The 15,252-nt window shown below is 66.2% G+C and carries 15 protein-coding genes; 4 read left to right on the plus strand and 11 right to left on the minus strand.

The genetic code is table 11. The features are described from left to right. Window positions 1-28: 28 nt before the first annotated feature. Entirely contained in the window at window positions 29-376 is a 348-nt protein-coding gene (locus tag FHS96_RS21205) for an ArsC family reductase (RefSeq protein WP_429596454.1), read from the minus strand. A 184-nt stretch (window positions 377-560) separates the two neighbouring features. Between FHS96_RS21205 and FHS96_RS21210 the strand changes: the two genes are divergently transcribed. Next, a complete protein-coding gene (locus FHS96_RS21210; protein WP_429596456.1) occupies window positions 561-1,376 on the plus strand; it encodes a ferredoxin--NADP reductase in 816 nt (271 codons plus the stop codon). 4 nt (window positions 1,377-1,380) lie between these two features. On the opposite strand, the gene FHS96_RS21215 is transcribed toward FHS96_RS21210, so the two are convergent. The 5 genes from FHS96_RS21215 to queG all read right to left on the minus strand — a co-directional run bounded on the left by FHS96_RS21215 (window position 1,381) and on the right by queG (window position 7,868). Continuing rightward, window positions 1,381-1,821, minus strand: a complete 441-nt coding sequence (locus tag FHS96_RS21215; RefSeq protein WP_429596459.1) for a GNAT family acetyltransferase — start codon at window positions 1,819-1,821, stop codon at window positions 1,381-1,383. Further along, the gene (locus tag FHS96_RS21220; RefSeq protein WP_429596461.1) at window positions 1,814-2,293 is read right to left on the minus strand and encodes a GFA family protein; all 480 of its coding nucleotides are present in this window, start codon (window positions 2,291-2,293) and stop codon (window positions 1,814-1,816) included. Before FHS96_RS21220 ends, FHS96_RS21215 begins: the two co-directional genes overlap by 8 nt. A gap of 94 nt (window positions 2,294-2,387) precedes the next feature. After that, window positions 2,388-4,049, minus strand: coding sequence for an alkaline phosphatase D family protein (locus FHS96_RS21225; RefSeq protein ID WP_429596464.1), 1,662 nt, complete (start codon window positions 4,047-4,049; stop codon window positions 2,388-2,390). Further along, window positions 4,046-6,556, minus strand: coding sequence for a TonB-dependent receptor (locus FHS96_RS21230; RefSeq protein ID WP_429596467.1), 2,511 nt, complete (start codon window positions 6,554-6,556; stop codon window positions 4,046-4,048). The genes FHS96_RS21225 and FHS96_RS21230 overlap by 4 nt, the downstream gene beginning before the upstream one ends. A gap of 112 nt (window positions 6,557-6,668) precedes the next feature. Then, entirely contained in the window at window positions 6,669-7,868 is a 1,200-nt protein-coding gene (queG, locus tag FHS96_RS21235) for a tRNA epoxyqueuosine(34) reductase QueG (protein WP_429596470.1), read from the minus strand. Between queG and FHS96_RS21240 the strand changes: the two genes are divergently transcribed. The 3 genes from FHS96_RS21240 to msrB all read left to right on the plus strand — a co-directional run bounded on the left by FHS96_RS21240 (window position 7,855) and on the right by msrB (window position 10,593). Continuing rightward, window positions 7,855-8,814, plus strand: coding sequence for an ABC transporter ATP-binding protein (locus FHS96_RS21240; protein ID WP_429596473.1), 960 nt, complete (start codon window positions 7,855-7,857; stop codon window positions 8,812-8,814). The two genes, queG and FHS96_RS21240, sit on opposite strands and share 14 nt — an antisense overlap. Further along, window positions 8,811-10,031, plus strand: coding sequence for an ABC transporter permease (locus tag FHS96_RS21245; RefSeq protein ID WP_429596476.1), 1,221 nt, complete (start codon window positions 8,811-8,813; stop codon window positions 10,029-10,031). The genes FHS96_RS21240 and FHS96_RS21245 overlap by 4 nt, the downstream gene beginning before the upstream one ends. Window positions 10,032-10,098: 67 nt before the next feature. Continuing rightward, window positions 10,099-10,593, plus strand: coding sequence for a peptide-methionine (R)-S-oxide reductase MsrB (gene msrB / locus FHS96_RS21250; protein WP_429596479.1), 495 nt, complete (start codon window positions 10,099-10,101; stop codon window positions 10,591-10,593). A 135-nt stretch (window positions 10,594-10,728) separates the two neighbouring features. Here msrB and FHS96_RS21255 read toward each other — a convergent pair whose 3' ends face one another. From FHS96_RS21255 to FHS96_RS21275, 5 genes are all read right to left on the minus strand, one after another. Beyond that, window positions 10,729-11,142 (minus strand): 2'-5' RNA ligase family protein, encoded by a 414-nt coding sequence (locus FHS96_RS21255; protein WP_429596482.1) that lies wholly within the window; start codon window positions 11,140-11,142, stop codon window positions 10,729-10,731. 220 nt (window positions 11,143-11,362) lie between these two features. Beyond that, a complete protein-coding gene (locus tag FHS96_RS21260; RefSeq protein ID WP_429596485.1) occupies window positions 11,363-12,166 on the minus strand; it encodes a LytR/AlgR family response regulator transcription factor in 804 nt (267 codons plus the stop codon). Beyond that, the gene (locus FHS96_RS21265) at window positions 12,163-13,260 is read right to left on the minus strand and encodes a sensor histidine kinase (RefSeq protein WP_429596488.1); all 1,098 of its coding nucleotides are present in this window, start codon (window positions 13,258-13,260) and stop codon (window positions 12,163-12,165) included. Before FHS96_RS21265 ends, FHS96_RS21260 begins: the two co-directional genes overlap by 4 nt. Before the next feature lie 79 nt (window positions 13,261-13,339). After that, on the minus strand, window positions 13,340-14,455 hold the full coding sequence (dnaN, locus tag FHS96_RS21270) for a DNA polymerase III subunit beta (protein ID WP_429596491.1): 1,116 nt from the start codon (window positions 14,453-14,455) through the stop codon (window positions 13,340-13,342). A 162-nt stretch (window positions 14,456-14,617) separates the two neighbouring features. Further along, window positions 14,618-15,208 (minus strand): outer membrane protein, encoded by a 591-nt coding sequence (locus FHS96_RS21275; RefSeq protein WP_429596494.1) that lies wholly within the window; start codon window positions 15,206-15,208, stop codon window positions 14,618-14,620. Window positions 15,209-15,252: the final 44 nt, after the last annotated feature.

The raw sequence follows: 15,252 nt of genomic DNA on the forward strand, positions 1-15,252 counted from the left end.
TCGCTGCCGGGAGCCAGACTCCTGGCCGTCAGCCGAACGCCGCCTCATATTCTGCCGGCTTGAAGGCCACGATCAGCTTGCCATCATCGGTCTCGAGCACCGGGCGCTTGATCATCGAGGGCTGCGCCAGCATCAGCGCCATCGCCTTTTCGGCGTCCAGCCCCTGCTTTTCGGCATCGGGCAGCGCGCGGAAGGTCGTTCCGGCGCGGTTGAGCAACACTTCCCAGCCGAGCCGGTCGACCCAAGCGCGCAGCCGGGTGGCCTCAAGGCTTGCTTTCTTGTAATCGTGGAAGTGATACGCCACTTGGTGCTCGGCCAGCCAAGCGCGCGCTTTCTTGATCGTGTCGCAGTTCGGGATGCCATAGATCGTCGTCATGGCCGCGCTTTAGCGCGACCGGTCACGGTCTGGGAACCGGCTTCGGCGCGTTGACAGCATAAGACGCGCTGACTAGAGCCGATGAGAATAATTCGCAATAGCGGAGTGAGTGATTAATGTCTGCCTGTGCCGATCGCGGCCGTAATGATATCGCCCTGTTCGCGTCGCGTACGGAGGCCGGCCGATGAGCGATCGCCTGGCAGCCACCGCGCCGCTCGAGCCTTCCGCAGCGCTTACCGTCGAGCACGTTCGTTCGGTACGCCATTGGAACGAGCATCTGTTCAGCTTCACCATCACGCGCCCGCCGAGCTTCCGCTTCCGCTCGGGCGAGTTCGTGATGCTGGGCCTGCCGGGTGAGGGCCGCCCGCTGTTGCGCGCCTATTCGATCGCCAGCCCCTCCTACGCCGAGGAACTCGAATTCCTCTCGATCAAGGTGCAGGATGGTCCGCTGACCTCGCGCCTCCAGAAGATCGTGCCCGGCGACCAGCTGTTCCTCGGCCGTAAGCCCACCGGCACGCTGGTGGCGGACGCGCTGAAGCCTGGCGCGCGGCTGTTCCTGCTTTCCACCGGCACCGGCCTTGCGCCCTTCCTCAGCATCATCCGCGATCCGGATATCTATGAGCGGTTCAGTGCGATCGTGCTGGTGCATTCGGTGCGCCGCGTGTCCGATCTGGCCTTCCGCACCACGCTGGAAACCCAGCTTGCAGGCGATCCGCTGGTCGAGGAACAGGCGCTGCAGCAGTTCGCCTATCTGCCGACCGTGACGCGCGAGGATTTCCATACCACCGGACGCATCGATGCACTGATCGACGATGGCCGGCTGTTCCTTGAGAAGATCGGTGGCGCCGCGCGCTTCGATCCCGAGACCGACCGGGTGATGATGTGCGGTAGCATGGCGATGTGCAAGGACCTCGCCGCCCGCTTCGACGCGCTCGGCTTCACCGAGGGTTCGAACGCGGCGCCCGGTGACTATGTGATCGAGCGCGCCTTCGTCGGCTGAGGGATCAGGGCGTTTCCTCATGGAGGAAACGCCCAAGCGTCACGACCGGCTGGCGGGCAAGGCCCAGCGCCTCGTAAAAGCCGATCGCGGCTTCATTGTCTTCGCGAACCATGAGCTGGATCTTGGGAGCGCCCTGTGTGCGCAGCCATCGCTCGGCCGCCGCCATCATCCGGCGGCCGAGGCCGGCGCGCTGCTGGTCGGGCGCGACCGCCAGATAATAGACCCAGCCGCGATGGCCGTCGAAGCCCACCATCGCCGAGGCGATCAACCGCCCGTCTCCGCCGTCACGCAGCCCGAGCACGACCGAGGTTGCCCCCTCGATCGCCGAGCGTGCATCGCTGACCGGGTCGTTCCAAGGGCGAGTGAGCCCGCATGCCGTCCACAATTCGGCAAGTTCGTCGCAGGCATCGATCGAAAGCGGCTGAGGTTCTGAAGCGTCAGTCATTCGGCGTGTCATGATCGGGATGCTGATGATTGCTCGCGCGGATCCCCGCTGCAGCCTCTGCCATATTGTCCTCCGTCGTGCCGACCTCTTCGAGGCCGCATAGCCCCTCGTACCACGGCATCCGCGCCTCCAGCCCCATCTGCTGCTTCGGCGGGAAAAGCTGCGGCGTATCGAGCGACCCGATCGTCAGGTTGATCCGCTTGCCCGGCCGATAATCGTAGAACAGGGGCGTGCCACACGCTGCACAAAAGCCCCGAGCGACATGTTCGGAACTCATGAACTCGGCGGGCGCACCTCGCGTCCAGACGAGCGCATCGCGCGGCGCCGCGACGAGCGCTGCAAACAGCCCGCCGACCGCCTTCTGGCACATCCGGCAATGGCAGATATGCGCGTTGTCGAGCATCGCGCCGGCGCGATACCGCACCGCGCCGCACTGACAGCCGCCGCTGACCTCGATTTCGATGCGTTGCATGGTGGCCCCTCACTATCGAGCGGCGCGGTATATCGAATTCGGCCGAGATGATCGCGCGCTTTTCTCCCTCAACCCCGAGGGGAGAGGGAGAACATCAGATCCGCTTCAGCGCGCGCTCCTTGCCCGCGAGCACCTCGAAGCGCGCCAGCACACGCTCCTTGAATTTGCGGTCAAGGATGGTCGAGACGGCCATGTAATCCGCCTTCGCGACCTGGGGCGTCAACGTGAGCAGGATGTAGCCCTTCGCGTTCTGGTCGCAGAAGACGACCTCTGGGTTCGCCTTGTCCAGCAGGTCGCCCAGCGGCACGCTCGGCAACATGTCACCGACCGAGGGGCTGCTGATCGCGCTGGTTCCGAACTCGCTGGCCACCACGGTGCCCGAGGCGTCGGCGAGGCTGTTCGCCCAGAAGGCATGGCTGTCGCCCGAGAGCACCAGCGGGTGCGAGCCCGCGCGGCGTAAGCCAGCGTAAAGGCGCTCGCGCGCCGCCGGATAGCCATCCCAGCTATCGAGGTTGAAGGGCAGCCCGGCGCGGTAGCCGGCCTGTGCCGCCTCCACCTGCGTGCGAATCGCGGGGGCGAGGCTGCCGACCATCGCCTGAGCGGCCTCGGCGCCGAACAATTTGGTCAGCTCCGGCCCTTCGACGCGCGCCATCACCACCTGGTTGCCGAGCACCTGCCACGGCTTGCCCGCATCGACCGACGCCTTCAGACCCTTTTCCAGCCATTCGCGCTGCGGCGCGCCCAGCAGTTCGCGATCCTCGCGGTTGCGCTCGGCGATCACCGCGGCGATGCCTGCCGCATCGGGCGAATGGCCCTTGGGCTCGGCCTGCTCGCTGCGCGCCAGCAGACGCGTCTCGACCATCATCAAGGTCGCGAGGTCGCCGAACTCGAAGCTGCGGTTGATCGCCTCCCACGGCGCGCCCGGCTTCGGGTCGCGGATCGGCATCCATTCGAAATAGGCCTGCATCGCCACGGCCTTGCGTGCCTTCCACTCGCCCTCGGTTTCGGGCTGATGGTTCTCGGCGCCGCCGACCCAGCTGTCGTTGGCGGTCTCGTGATCGTCCCACACGCAGATAAACGGCGCGCGTGCGTGCGCCGCCTGCAGGTCGGCATCGGTCTTGTACTGCGCGTGGCGCATCCGATAGTCGGCGAGCGAGACGATCTCGTGCGCGGGCTGCGGCAGGCGGCCAAGCTTCGCGCCGATCTCCCCGCCATAACCCTCGGCGCCATATTCATAGATATAGTCGCCGAGGTGGATCACCGCGTCGAGCCGCTCGCGCCCGGCAATCGCGCGATAGGCGTTGAAGAAGCCGCCCGGATAAAGCTGGCAAGAAACCACCGCGAACACCGCGTCGGCGATGCTGCCTTCCGGCAAGGTGCGGAAGCGGCCGATCGGCGAGCGCGTGCCGCCCGCCAGCGTGAACCAGTAGACATAGTCCCGGCCCGGCTTGAGCTTCACCGCCTCGACCTTGACCGTGAAGTCGCGCGCCGGCCGCGCCTCGGCCCGGCCGCTTTCCAGCACCTTCCCGCCCTCGGTCTCGGCGACGTGCCACTCAACCGCGATGGCTGCGCTGTGGCCGGCATCCGCCGGCGTCACCCGCGTCCAGAGAATCGCACCGCGCGCGGTCGGATCACCGCTGGCCACACCATGCGCGAAGCTGGCAGCCGTCGATGGCGCGCCGCGCGCGGCCGCGCCCGGAAGGGCGAGGCCGGCACCGACGAGGCCGAGCGCAGAACGACGATCGACCTTGATCATTTGCCACCGAACTTGAACGAGGCGGAGATGCCGTAGAAGCGCGGCTCACCGGCGATGAAGGTCGGCATGCCGAGCCCGTCACCGGTGTTGCCGGCATCCTTGATGAACTTCTCGTCAAACGCGTTCTCGATGAAGCCTTCGATCCGCCACGCACCGTCCGGCGCTTCGTAGCCAAGGCGCGCATTGACCAGCGCATAGCTGTTCTGCAACTCGTCCTGGATCAGGTCGGCAACCAGCGCCGCCGGCGGCAGCTGCAGGTCGGCCCGATCATTGTCGTCGTCGAAGAAGACGCGCGACTGCCAGGTCACGCTGGGCACGAAGGAAACCCGACCGGGGCCGACCGGCGCGCTCAGGATCGCGCCAAGCGAGGCCGAATGATCGGGCGAGAGGCGGAAGCGATTGCCGTCACGCACGCCCGTCTTGAAGCGGCTATGGTTGTAGGCATAGGTCGCAAACAGGCTGATGGTGTCGTTCGGTACCCAGCGCGCCTGGCCTTCGAAACCATAGCTTTCGGCCTTGCCGGCGTTGGTGGTGATGAACTGGGTGCCCTGCTGCACCGTGGTCTGGAAATTGTCGTACTGGTAGAAGAACACCGCACCGTCGAGGAACAGCGTGCGGTTCGCCAGCACCGTCTTGGCACCGACCTCGAAGCTGTCGACCGTTTCGCTGTCGAGCACGTCGAAGCTCGTTTCGCCGAACGGCGTCGACGGGCCGGAGGGCGCAAGCACTTCGGGACGGCGGCCGCGCGCATAGGTCGCGTAGATGCTGGCGGCGTCCGATGGGCTGTAACGCGCGGTGAGGCGCCACGAGAAGCCGCCATTCTTGTGCTCGGCGCTGTCGACGTCGCCATTGCCGGAGGTCGGCTGCGAACCAAGACCGAACAGCGGCAGCACGGTCGCCGGGAAGTTGACCGCGCCTGGGGTGGCGAGCGCGGTGAGTAGCGGCAGCGGATTGCCGCCCTGTGCCGCGATCGACTGCGCCGCGATCACGCCCGCCGCAATCGAGCGGCCGTTGAGCACCGACGCCGTATAGGCGCTGCGCTTGTCGTCATGCGTGTAGCGCAGGCCGGCGCCCAGCTCGAACTGATCGGAAAGCTTCACCGTCACGTCGCCGAACACGTCGATCGCCTCGGTGCGCGAGAAGTTGGTGCTCGTTTCGGAATGGTTGGTCTTGAGGTTGGCGGCGATGCCGTTGGCGAGCGGCGCCGGCAGGCCGAAGCCCCGCTGCAGGATCAGGCTGCCCAATGCCGGGTTCTGGAGCACCGAAAGCGGCGCCGGATCGGTCGCCGGACGACCCGGGATCGCGCCGCCGCCGTTGAGCGCATTGGCGAAGCGCGCGAGCAACGCGCGCTCGTTGAACGTCGCCGGGGCGCGCTGATAGCCCTTCTCGTGGAAATAGCTTGCGCCGAAGAAGGCCGTGATCGGCCCCTGATCATAGGTCAGGCGCAGTTCCTGGCTGGTCTGCTCGCCATGCGCTTCCTCAGCGGCGGTCAGGATCGGCAGCGAGATGCCGTCCGCATCGAAGATTTCGAGCGAGTCGAATTTGCGGAACGCGCTGATCGAGGTGAGTTTCAGGCTCTCCCCCAGATCGAGATTGGCGATGCCGGTGACGCCCCAGACCTGCCGGTCGAGGCCGAGCGGCTTGCCGCCCTCGAAGCCCGCCGCCGGTGCCAGCGCGGCGCCGCTGTTGCGGCCGCGATCGCCGATGACGGCGCCTGTCGTCGGGTCGGTCGGGTTGTAGGCGATCGACTTGAAGGCGGTGCCGTTCGGCGTGTCCTTCTGGTAGTTGCCGATCAGGTCGAACGACAGCGCGCCATTCTCGCCATGGAACGCGCCGCGCAGCGCATAGGTGTCGACCGAGTTGAAGTCGGCGCCGCCCAGCAGGTTTTCGGTATAGCCGTCACGCTTGCGGATGCGGCCGGACAGGCGGATCGCCATCTCGTCGGCGATCGGCGCGTTGACCATGCCCTCGGCCTGCCAGGCATTGTAGTTGCCGTAGGAGGCCTGGCCGGCGACGGCGAACGCGCCGAGCTTCGCCTTGTTCTGGACGATGTTGACCGCGCCGATCAACGCGCCGCGACCATAGAGCGTCGATTGCGGCCCCTTCGCCACCTCGACCCGCTCGACGTCGAACAGCTCGACGAACGAGCCGCGCGACTTGGAGATCGACACGCCATCCTGGAAAACCGAGACGCGCGGTTCGTTGAACGCCGAGCCGCTGTCGGACGTGATGCCGCGCATCACGAAGCCGGGATTGTTGGGCGACTGGTTCTGCACCTCGAAGCCGGGCGTGAAGCGCGACAGTTCCTCGAAATCGACGATGCCGAAGCGGTCGAGTTCCTCGCCGGTCACTGCGGTCAGCGTGATCGGTACCTCGATCGGATCCTGTTCGCGCAGCTGCGCCGTCACGACGATGACGTCGCTGTCGTTCGCTTCTTCGGCATAGGCGGCGGTCGAGGTGGCGGCAATCGCAACGGCGCTTGCGCCGAGCGTCCACAAATATCGCATGGAGAACCCCTTTTGGTCTTTGATCGCGGCGCTAGGGGCGGGCCGTGTCAGGTCGATGAGGCTTTCGTGACGCTTTTGTTGCACGCCTCCCCCTCTCCGCCGTCGTCCGCGATCATCCGGACTGGAAAGGACGGCTCCACTCTGCCTGAACCATTTCGTCGGGCTCGGCCAGCGCCCGCGCCATGCGCTCCTCCATCCAGCGGGCCCCTTCGAGCCGACCCAGCGCCCAGACCGCGGCGCCACGCACGATCGGGGCGGGATCGTCGAGCAGCCCCGCCACCTGCGCGACGAAACCGGGATCGCCGCTGTTTCCCGCTGCGATCAGGCAGTTGCGCACCATTCGGTCGCGGCCGATGCGCTTGATCGGCGATCCGGCGAACACCTGCCGAAACCCGGCATCGTCCAGCGCCAGCAGGTCGGCGATCTGCGGCACCGCCAGTTCGGCGCGCGGCGCGAACGCCATGTTGGCTGCGGCAGAGGCGGCGAACTTGTTCCACGGGCACACCGCCAGGCAATCGTCGCAGCCGTAAATGCGGTTACCGATTGCAGCGCGGAACTCGTGCGGGATCGGCCCTTTGTTCTCGATCGTGAGATAGGAAATACAGCGCCGCGCATCGAGCCGGTAGGGTGATGGGAAGGCTTCGGTAGGGCAGGCGCGCTGGCAGGCATCGCACGACCCGCAACGATCATTCGATGGCGCGTCCGGCTCCAGATCCAGCGTCGTCATGATCGCGCCGAGCAGCAGCCAGCTTCCCTCATCGCGACTGACGAGATTGGTGTGCTTGCCCTGCCAGCCGAGCCCGGCGGCGGCGGCATAGGGCTTTTCCATCACCGGGGCGGTGTCGACGAACACCTTCACGTCGCCGCCCGCCTCCGCCACCAGCCAGCGCGCGAGATGCTTGAGCGCGCGCTTCACGACGTCATGATAGTCGGCGCCCTGCGCATAGACCGAGATGCGGCCGACATCGCGCTCTGCCGCCAGCCGTAGCGGGTCCTCTGCCGGCGCATAGCTCATCCCCAGCATCACCACCGAGCGGACCTCGGGCCAGAGCGCGGGCGCCGCACCGCGCTGGTGGCTGCGTTCTTCCATCCACCCCATCGATCCGTGCGCGCCCTCGGCGAGCCATTGGCGCAGCCGCGGGGCGGCGTCGGGAATCGCGTCGGCCGCGGCGATGCCGCACGCGACGAAACCAAGCGTTTCCGCTTCGGCTTTCAGGCGGGCGACGAGGCCGCTGTTTGCTCCGGTGTCCGAACGCGCTACCACGGCCGCCCAGTACAGGAAGCCGGGCGCGTACAAAATGACGTTCGTCATCGAAGCCAGGGGGCTGATCAAGGATTTCGGCGGCGCGCGCGCCGTGGACGGCATCGACATGGCGGTGCCGGCCGGCAGCATCTATGGCGTGCTCGGCCCCAATGGCGCGGGCAAGACGACGACGCTCAGGATGCTGCTGGGGATCATCGATCCCGACGCCGGCGAGCGCCGCCTGCTGGGCAGCACCGATCCGCGCGCGCAGAGCCACCGTGTCGGCTATCTGCCCGAGGAACGCGGCCTCTATCCAGCGATGAAGGCACGCGAGGCGATCGCCTTCATGGGCGCGTTGCGCGGGATGAAGCTGCGCCTTGCCCGCGATCGCGCGGTGGAGATGCTGGAGGCGGCAGGCCTCGGCCACGCGGTCGACCGCAAGATCCGCCAGTTGTCCAAGGGCATGGCGCAACTTGTCCAATTGCTCGGATCGATCGTCCACAGCCCCGAACTGATCGTGCTCGACGAGCCTTTCTCGGGGCTCGATCCGGTCAATCAGGAACGGCTTGAGGGGCTGGTGAGCGCCGAACGGGAACGCGGTGCCACCATTCTGTTCTCCACCCATGTGATGGCGCATGCCGAGCGGCTGTGCGACCGCGTGGCGGTGATCGCCGGCGGGCGCCGCCGCTTCGAGGGCACGGTGGACCAGGCGCGCGCGGTGCTGCCGATGCAGGCCTATTACGAGCCGCGCGCGGGCGACGCCACGGTCGCGGCGCTGCTGCCCCCGGACGCTGTGCCGCACGGCGCCGGCTATCGCTTCATCGTGCCCGAAGGCGGCATCGAGACGCTGCTCGCGCGGCTGATCGCCGAGGGCCATGGCATATCGGGGCTGCTACTCGATCGTCCCCGGCTCCACGACGCCTTCGTCGCGATCGTGCGTCGCACCGGCGGCGGCGACACCGGCGATGTCGTGCAGGACGAGGCGCCGGCCGCCGAAGAGGAAGCCGCGGCATGAGCCGGCTCACGCGGCAGACGCTGGTGATCGCGCGGCGGGATTTCGTCGCGACCGTGTTCACGCCGACCTTCCTCATCTTCCTGCTCGCGCCGCTGCTGATGATGGGGTTCAGCCTCATCGGCTGGCTCGGCACTGCAAAGCTTGCGCAGGGCAGCGACGATCGCGTGCGGATCGTGGCGCTTGCCGACGCCAGCGACGGCAAGGCGCTGACCGCCGCCGACACCCGGCTGCGCACGATGTTCCGCTTTACCGAAGCCCCGCCACCGCTGGCGATCCGGCCGCCGGGCGCCGATCCGCGGCGCACCGCACGGGCGCTGTTCTCCGATGACAGGATCGAAGCCTCGGCGGTGCTCTTCGGGCCGCTCGACCGGCCCACCATCCTGCATGGCCGCAAGGGCGGCCGCACCGCCGCCTATCTCGCGACGCTCGCCGAACAGGCGCTGCGGGATCGGCGCGCCGGCATGCCGGGCGCGCTTTCCACCGCGACGATCGAACCCGTCCAGCGCACCGGATCGACCGATTCGGGGCGGCAGGCGGCGGGGTTCGGCGCGGTGATGGCGATGTTCCTGCTGACATTGCTGCTCGTCGGCCAGTCGGTCGGCATGCTCGCCGAGGAAAAGAGCAACAAGGTGATCGAGATCCTCGCGGCGGCGGTGCCGCTGGAGGCGGTGTTCCTCGGCAAGCTGATCGGCCTGTTCGGCGTCGCCCTGCTGTTCATCGGCTTCTGGGCAACCTTGCTGGCGCAGGTCGCGGCGTTCATCCCGCCCGAACTGGTCTCGTTGAGCGAGCTTCAGCCGGCGATCGGATCGCTGACCTTCGCGCTGCTGTTCGGCCTCTATTTCGCGATGGCCTATCTGCTGCTCGGCGCCGTCTTCCTCGGCATCGGCGCGCAGGCGGCGACGATGCGCGAGATCCAGATGCTGTCGCTGCCGATCTCGGTCCTGCAGGTCGCGATGTTCGGCCTTTCCGCCGCCGCCGCCGGCAGCCCGCCCAATTCGCCGCTCGCGATCTTTGCCGCGCTGTTTCCTTTCAGCAGCCCGTTTGCGATGGCCGGCCGCGCGGCCACCGAGCCCGAAATCTGGCCGCATCTGCTCGCGCTGACCTGGCAGGGGCTGTGGGTGGGGCTGGTGATCTGGCTCGGCGCGCGCTGGTTCCGCCGCGGCGTGCTGAAATCGGGCGGACGGCGCGGGTTCAAGGCGCTGTTCGCCAAAGCTTGACCGGTGCAACCGCTGCATCCGTGCTCGCAACCGCGCCGTAGCTTGGAGCATGGAAGGACATGATGTCATGCGGATCACACGTCGCACGCTGATCGGCGGCGGTATTGCGGCTGGCGCCGTCGGCGGTGCCGCGCTGTGGGCGGCGGGCAAGCCCAAGCCCGCGGCGCGTTACGAGGTCGCCTTCAGCGACGCCCAGTGGAAGGCGCGGCTCACCCCCGCGCAGTTCGCGGTGCTGCGCCAGGCCTCCACCGAACGCCCGTTCACCAGCCCGCTCAACAAGGAGCATCGCGCCGGTGTGTTCACCTGCGCCGGATGCGCGCTGCCGCTGTTCTCGTCGCGCACGAAGTTCGACAGCGGCACCGGCTGGCCGAGCTTCTGGCAGCCGCTGCCCAACGCGGTCGGCACGTCGAAGGATTTCGAGATCGGATATCCGCGCACCGAGGTTCATTGCCGTCGCTGCGGCAGCCATCTCGGCCATGTGTTCGACGATGGCCCCAAGCCGACCGGCAAGCGCTATTGCATGAACGGCGTGGCGCTGCAGTTCCGGCCGGCGAAGGCGTAGGCGTGCGACGATAGGAGGGGGCCGCGCTCCCCCTTCCAAACCGTTCGTGTCGAGCGAAGTCGAGACACCGGCTCCGGCATGCGTGACTCGCCCCTCGACTGCGCTCGGGACGAACGGTGGGGTAGCGACGACACATCAGAACGCTAAGCTGAGCTGTCGATTTACCAGCGGCCAGCTTGCCAACGTCCGATGCACCGTACGGCCGACCCAGCTTTCCACCAGATCGAGGCGGTCCGCCACCCAGCGGATCGACTCGATCGACTGGCAGTCATTGCGTCCGATTTCATAGCCCAGCGTGACATGTGGCTCGGTCCGCGAAATATGCGGCAGGATGCCGGCGCGCGGCAGTCGCTCGCGGACCGGGTGTCGAAGCGGCGCCAGCGCTGGCTTGTTGCCCGCGCCTTGCAGCAGGGCAATGTCGGGATTCATCAGGATCCGGTCGAGGCCGATCTCGAAGCCCGGCAACTCCACACCGTGCAGCGCGTCAACGACCCGGGATTCGATCGTGGGATCGGGATCGTCGCGCTCGGCAAGCAGTGCGATCGTCATATGCAGCCGCGGATCGGCGACCGGCCTGGCCGGCATCACGAGGTTGTCACGCGCAAACGCACAAGCGTCGCGGACGCGTGAACTCAAATGTCCGAACAGCAGGTAGCGATAGCGGAATTTACGGGGCATGGGCGATCTTCCGACGAGTTGAGTCGTCGCCCATCATAGAACAAAGTGAGAACAGAGTCAGCAGGCGGCCGAAAGGCCGCCCGCCGGGAACTCAGTGGACGAAGCGTGCCACCACATCGCGATAGCTGCGGCTCACCTTCACCTGCGCACCCGAATCGAGCACCAGGAAGCATTCGCCGTTGGTGTGCGGCTTCACCTGCTTGACGAGATCGAGATTGACGATCGTCGAGCGGTGCACGCGCTGGAAGCGGCGCGGGTCGAGACGCTTTTCCAGATCCTTCATCGTCTCGCGCAGGATCAGCGTGTTGTCGCCGGTGTAGATGCACATATAATCGCCGGCGGCGTCGATGCGCTCGATCGTATCGACATCGACGCGGAAGATCTGCCCGCGATCCTTGATGTTGATGAGCTTCTCGAATCGGTTGGACGACGGCGCGTCGTCCCCCGAATCCTCGAAGCTTTCCGCGGCCTCTGGCGAGACCTCGGCGAGCACCTCCTTCAGACGCGACACTTCCTCGACGCCGCGCTTTTCCGCCAGGCGCTGGCGAACGCGGTCGAGCGTGTCGGCCAGCCGCTGCTCTTCCACCGGCTTCATCAGATAATCCATGGCCTGCGCCTCGAAGGCGCGGATGGCGTGATCCTGATAGGCGGTGACGAAAACGAACAGCGGGGGTTCCACCTCGAGCAGCCCCTGGACGACAGAAAAGCCGTCGAAGCCGGGCATCTGAACGTCGAGGAAGACCAGGTCGGGTTTGTTCGTCTTGATCGAGCGGATGGCCTCGCGGCCATTGGTGCAGGTGTCGATGATCTCGACGTCGTCATGTTGTTCCAGACGGAACTGCATACCCTTGATCGCGAGCGATTCGTCGTCGACCAGGATGGTGCGGATTGTCATGCGGCCTCACGTGGCTGTTGTTCGATCTGGTACGGTATCTCGATCACAACGCCAAACCCCCCTGCCGGGTTCGATCTTGCTTCGAAACGATGGTCCGTTCCGTAGGCCTGGGCCAGCCGATCCCGAATATTGGCCAAGCCCACACCTGTCGAATAGCTGGGCCTGACCGTGCCGTCGTTCAAGCCCGGGCCGGTATCGGATACGGTGATCTGCACCCGATCCCCGGCAAGCCGCGCGGTAATGTTGATATCAGCGCCATCTTCCAGCGGTGTCACCGCATATTTGATGGCGTTTTCGACCAAAGGCTGAAGCAGCAGCGAGGGCAGCCGCGCCGCCGCCACGCGCGGATCGATCTGGAAATCGGTGCGCAGCCGCTCCTCGAAGCGCATCTTCTCGATATCCAGATACAGCTTCAGCGTCTCAATCTCCTGCGCCATCGTCACCTGCGCCGTCGGCTCGTTGACCAGCGTGTAGCGCAGGAAGGACGAAAGCCGGCTGAGCATCGCGTTTGCCCGCTCGGTCTGCTTGAGCAGCACCAACGTCGAGATCGAGTTGAGCGTGTTGAACAGGAAGTGCGGGTTGAGCTGGTAGCGCAGCATCGCGAGCTGTGCCGACGACGCCTGGTTCTCCAGCTTGAGGAGCTGGTCCGCCTGTTCCTCGACAATCAGGTAGAAATTGATGCCGTAATAGAGCGCCGACCAGCCCGACAGCAGCAGCACGTCGAGAAAGACATAGCCGAAGATCAGCCGCAGCTCGATCGCTTCGCCCGGCCGCTGCAGCGCGTTGTACATCCACGCATCGATCGTCGTGTAGATCAAAGTCGCGACGAGGACGGTCAGGATCGATCCCGTCCAGGTGATCACCGGCTTGCGCTTGAGCAGCGCGCGGAACGCCGCGGCCATCACCAGGGTCAGCGAATAGCCGGTGGCGGTGGAAATCACCAACGGCACGATAAAGGAAAGGGGGAAGCCGTTCGAGAAGCCCGAGATCAGGCGCAGCACCAGATAGCCGGTCCACCCCAGCGTCTGGAGGTTCCAGAACGCGCGGTTCTTGTCCCCGAAAAAGGGCTGCGGGCTGAGGCCGATCACTGCCATCGGCGGGCTGATACAGGAAGGATGCCGAGGCGTGAAGCGCCCGCGCGCCGCGTGCGGCGCGAAGCGGGCGCCATCCGCCTCAGACGCGCATCGGCATCAGCACGTACAGCGCCGACGACTTGTCGTTCTCGCGGATCAGCGTCGGCGCCACCGCATCCGCCAGGTGCACCTCGACGAGATCGCTGTCGATCTGGCCGAGAATGTCGAGCAGATAGCGGGCGTTGAAGCCGATCTCGAAGCCCGGCGACACATATTCGCCCGGCACTTCCTCGGCCGCGGTGCCGTTCTCGGGGCTGGTAACCGAAAGGATGATCTTGTCGCGGTCCAGCGCCATCTTCACCGCGCGGGTCTTCTCACTGGCAATGGTGGCGACGCGGTCGACGCCCTGCATGAAGCTCTTCGGATCGATCTTCAGCATCTTGTCGTTGCCGGTCGGGATGACCCGCGAATAATCCGGGAAGGTACCGTCGATCAGCTTCGAGGTCAGGATCGCGTTGCCAAGGCCGAAGCGGACCTTGCTGGGGGACAGCGAGATCGCGACCGCGCCATCAACCTCGTCGAGCAGCTTGCGCAGCTCGGCGACGCATTTCCGGGGCACGATTACATCCGGCATGCCGTCTGCGCCGTCAGGGCGCGCGACGGTGACGCGCGCGAGGCGGTGGCCATCGGTCGCGGCGGCCTTCAGCACCGGCTGGCCGGCATCTTCGGAGACGTGGATGAAGATGCCGTTGAGATAATAGCGCGTCTCCTCGGTGGAGATTGCGAAGCGGGTCTTGTCTATGATCTGCTTCAGCGTCTCGGCCGGCAGCTCGAAGCTGGTCGGCAGCTCGCCTTCGGCGATCACCGGGAAATCGTCCCGCGGCAGGGTCGGCAGGTTGAATTTCGAGCGGCTGGCCTGCACGTGCAGCTTGCCCTCGGCAGCCTCCAGCAGCACCTCGCTGCCTTCGGGCAGCTTGCGTGCGATGTCGAACAGCGTGTGCGCGGAAACCGTGGTGGCGCCCGCCACATCGACGGTTGCCGCCACTTCCTCAACGATCTGCAGATCCAGGTCGGTCGCCATCAGGCGCAGGCCGCCGCCGGCGGACGCCTCGATCAGCACATTCGACAGGATCGGGATCGTGTTGCGCCGCTCGACCACGCTCTGCACATGGCTGAGGCTTTTCAGCAGAGTCGCGCGTTCGATCGTCGCCTTCATCCAAATCCCCCGGAGCCCGCGCATGCGGGCGGTTCGTCGCACCGGCGCCGCCCGGGTGGGCGTTCTTGCCGGTCGCCTTCATTAGCAAGAAAAGGGGCCGGAGCAAGCGCTCCGACCCCTGTTTCGTCAGCGAACGCGACGAGCGCCCCCTGGACGGTCCGATCAGAAGCGGACGCCGAAACCGGCGAGCACCTGATTCTTCGAAACGCCGGCTTCGTAGTTCGAATAGCGATACTCGCCCTTCACGAAGGTGTTCGGCCCGAGCTTCTGCTCGACGCCGGCGCCGACGCGAACGCCATCGAGGTTGGTGCCGTTGCCATAATCGAGGTCGCCATTGCCGCCATCGTCATAGTCGTAGCCGAAGCGAGCATTGGTGTAGCCGGCCTTGGCATAGAGCAGCGTGCTCGGGGTGACCGCGGTGCCGACGCGGGCACCGACATACAGGTCGCGCTTGGCGCCGACGCACAGACGATCGCCGATGCGGCTCACATCACGCGCGCAGACATCGGCCGAACTGTCGGTAGCTTCGAGTTCCGCGCCGACCACGGCACCACCCATCTGCCAGTCATAGCCGACCACCGCGCCGTACACGACGCCGTCCTCATGATCGCCTTCCGCCTGTGCGCGATCCCAGCCGACGATGCCTTCCACGCGCGGCCCGGTGAAGGGCGCAGATTCCTGCGCAAACGCAGGTGCGGAAAGACCGACAAAGGCGGGAGCGGCCAACAGCGCCGCGGTCAGGAACTTACGCATAAAATACTCCATTCACTCAACTTCCCCGCACAAGTCGGGGGAGA

The organism is Sphingomonas zeicaulis (assembly GCF_050433225.1).
In the GTDB taxonomy this organism is placed as follows: domain Bacteria; phylum Pseudomonadota; class Alphaproteobacteria; order Sphingomonadales; family Sphingomonadaceae; genus Sphingomonas_D; species Sphingomonas_D zeicaulis.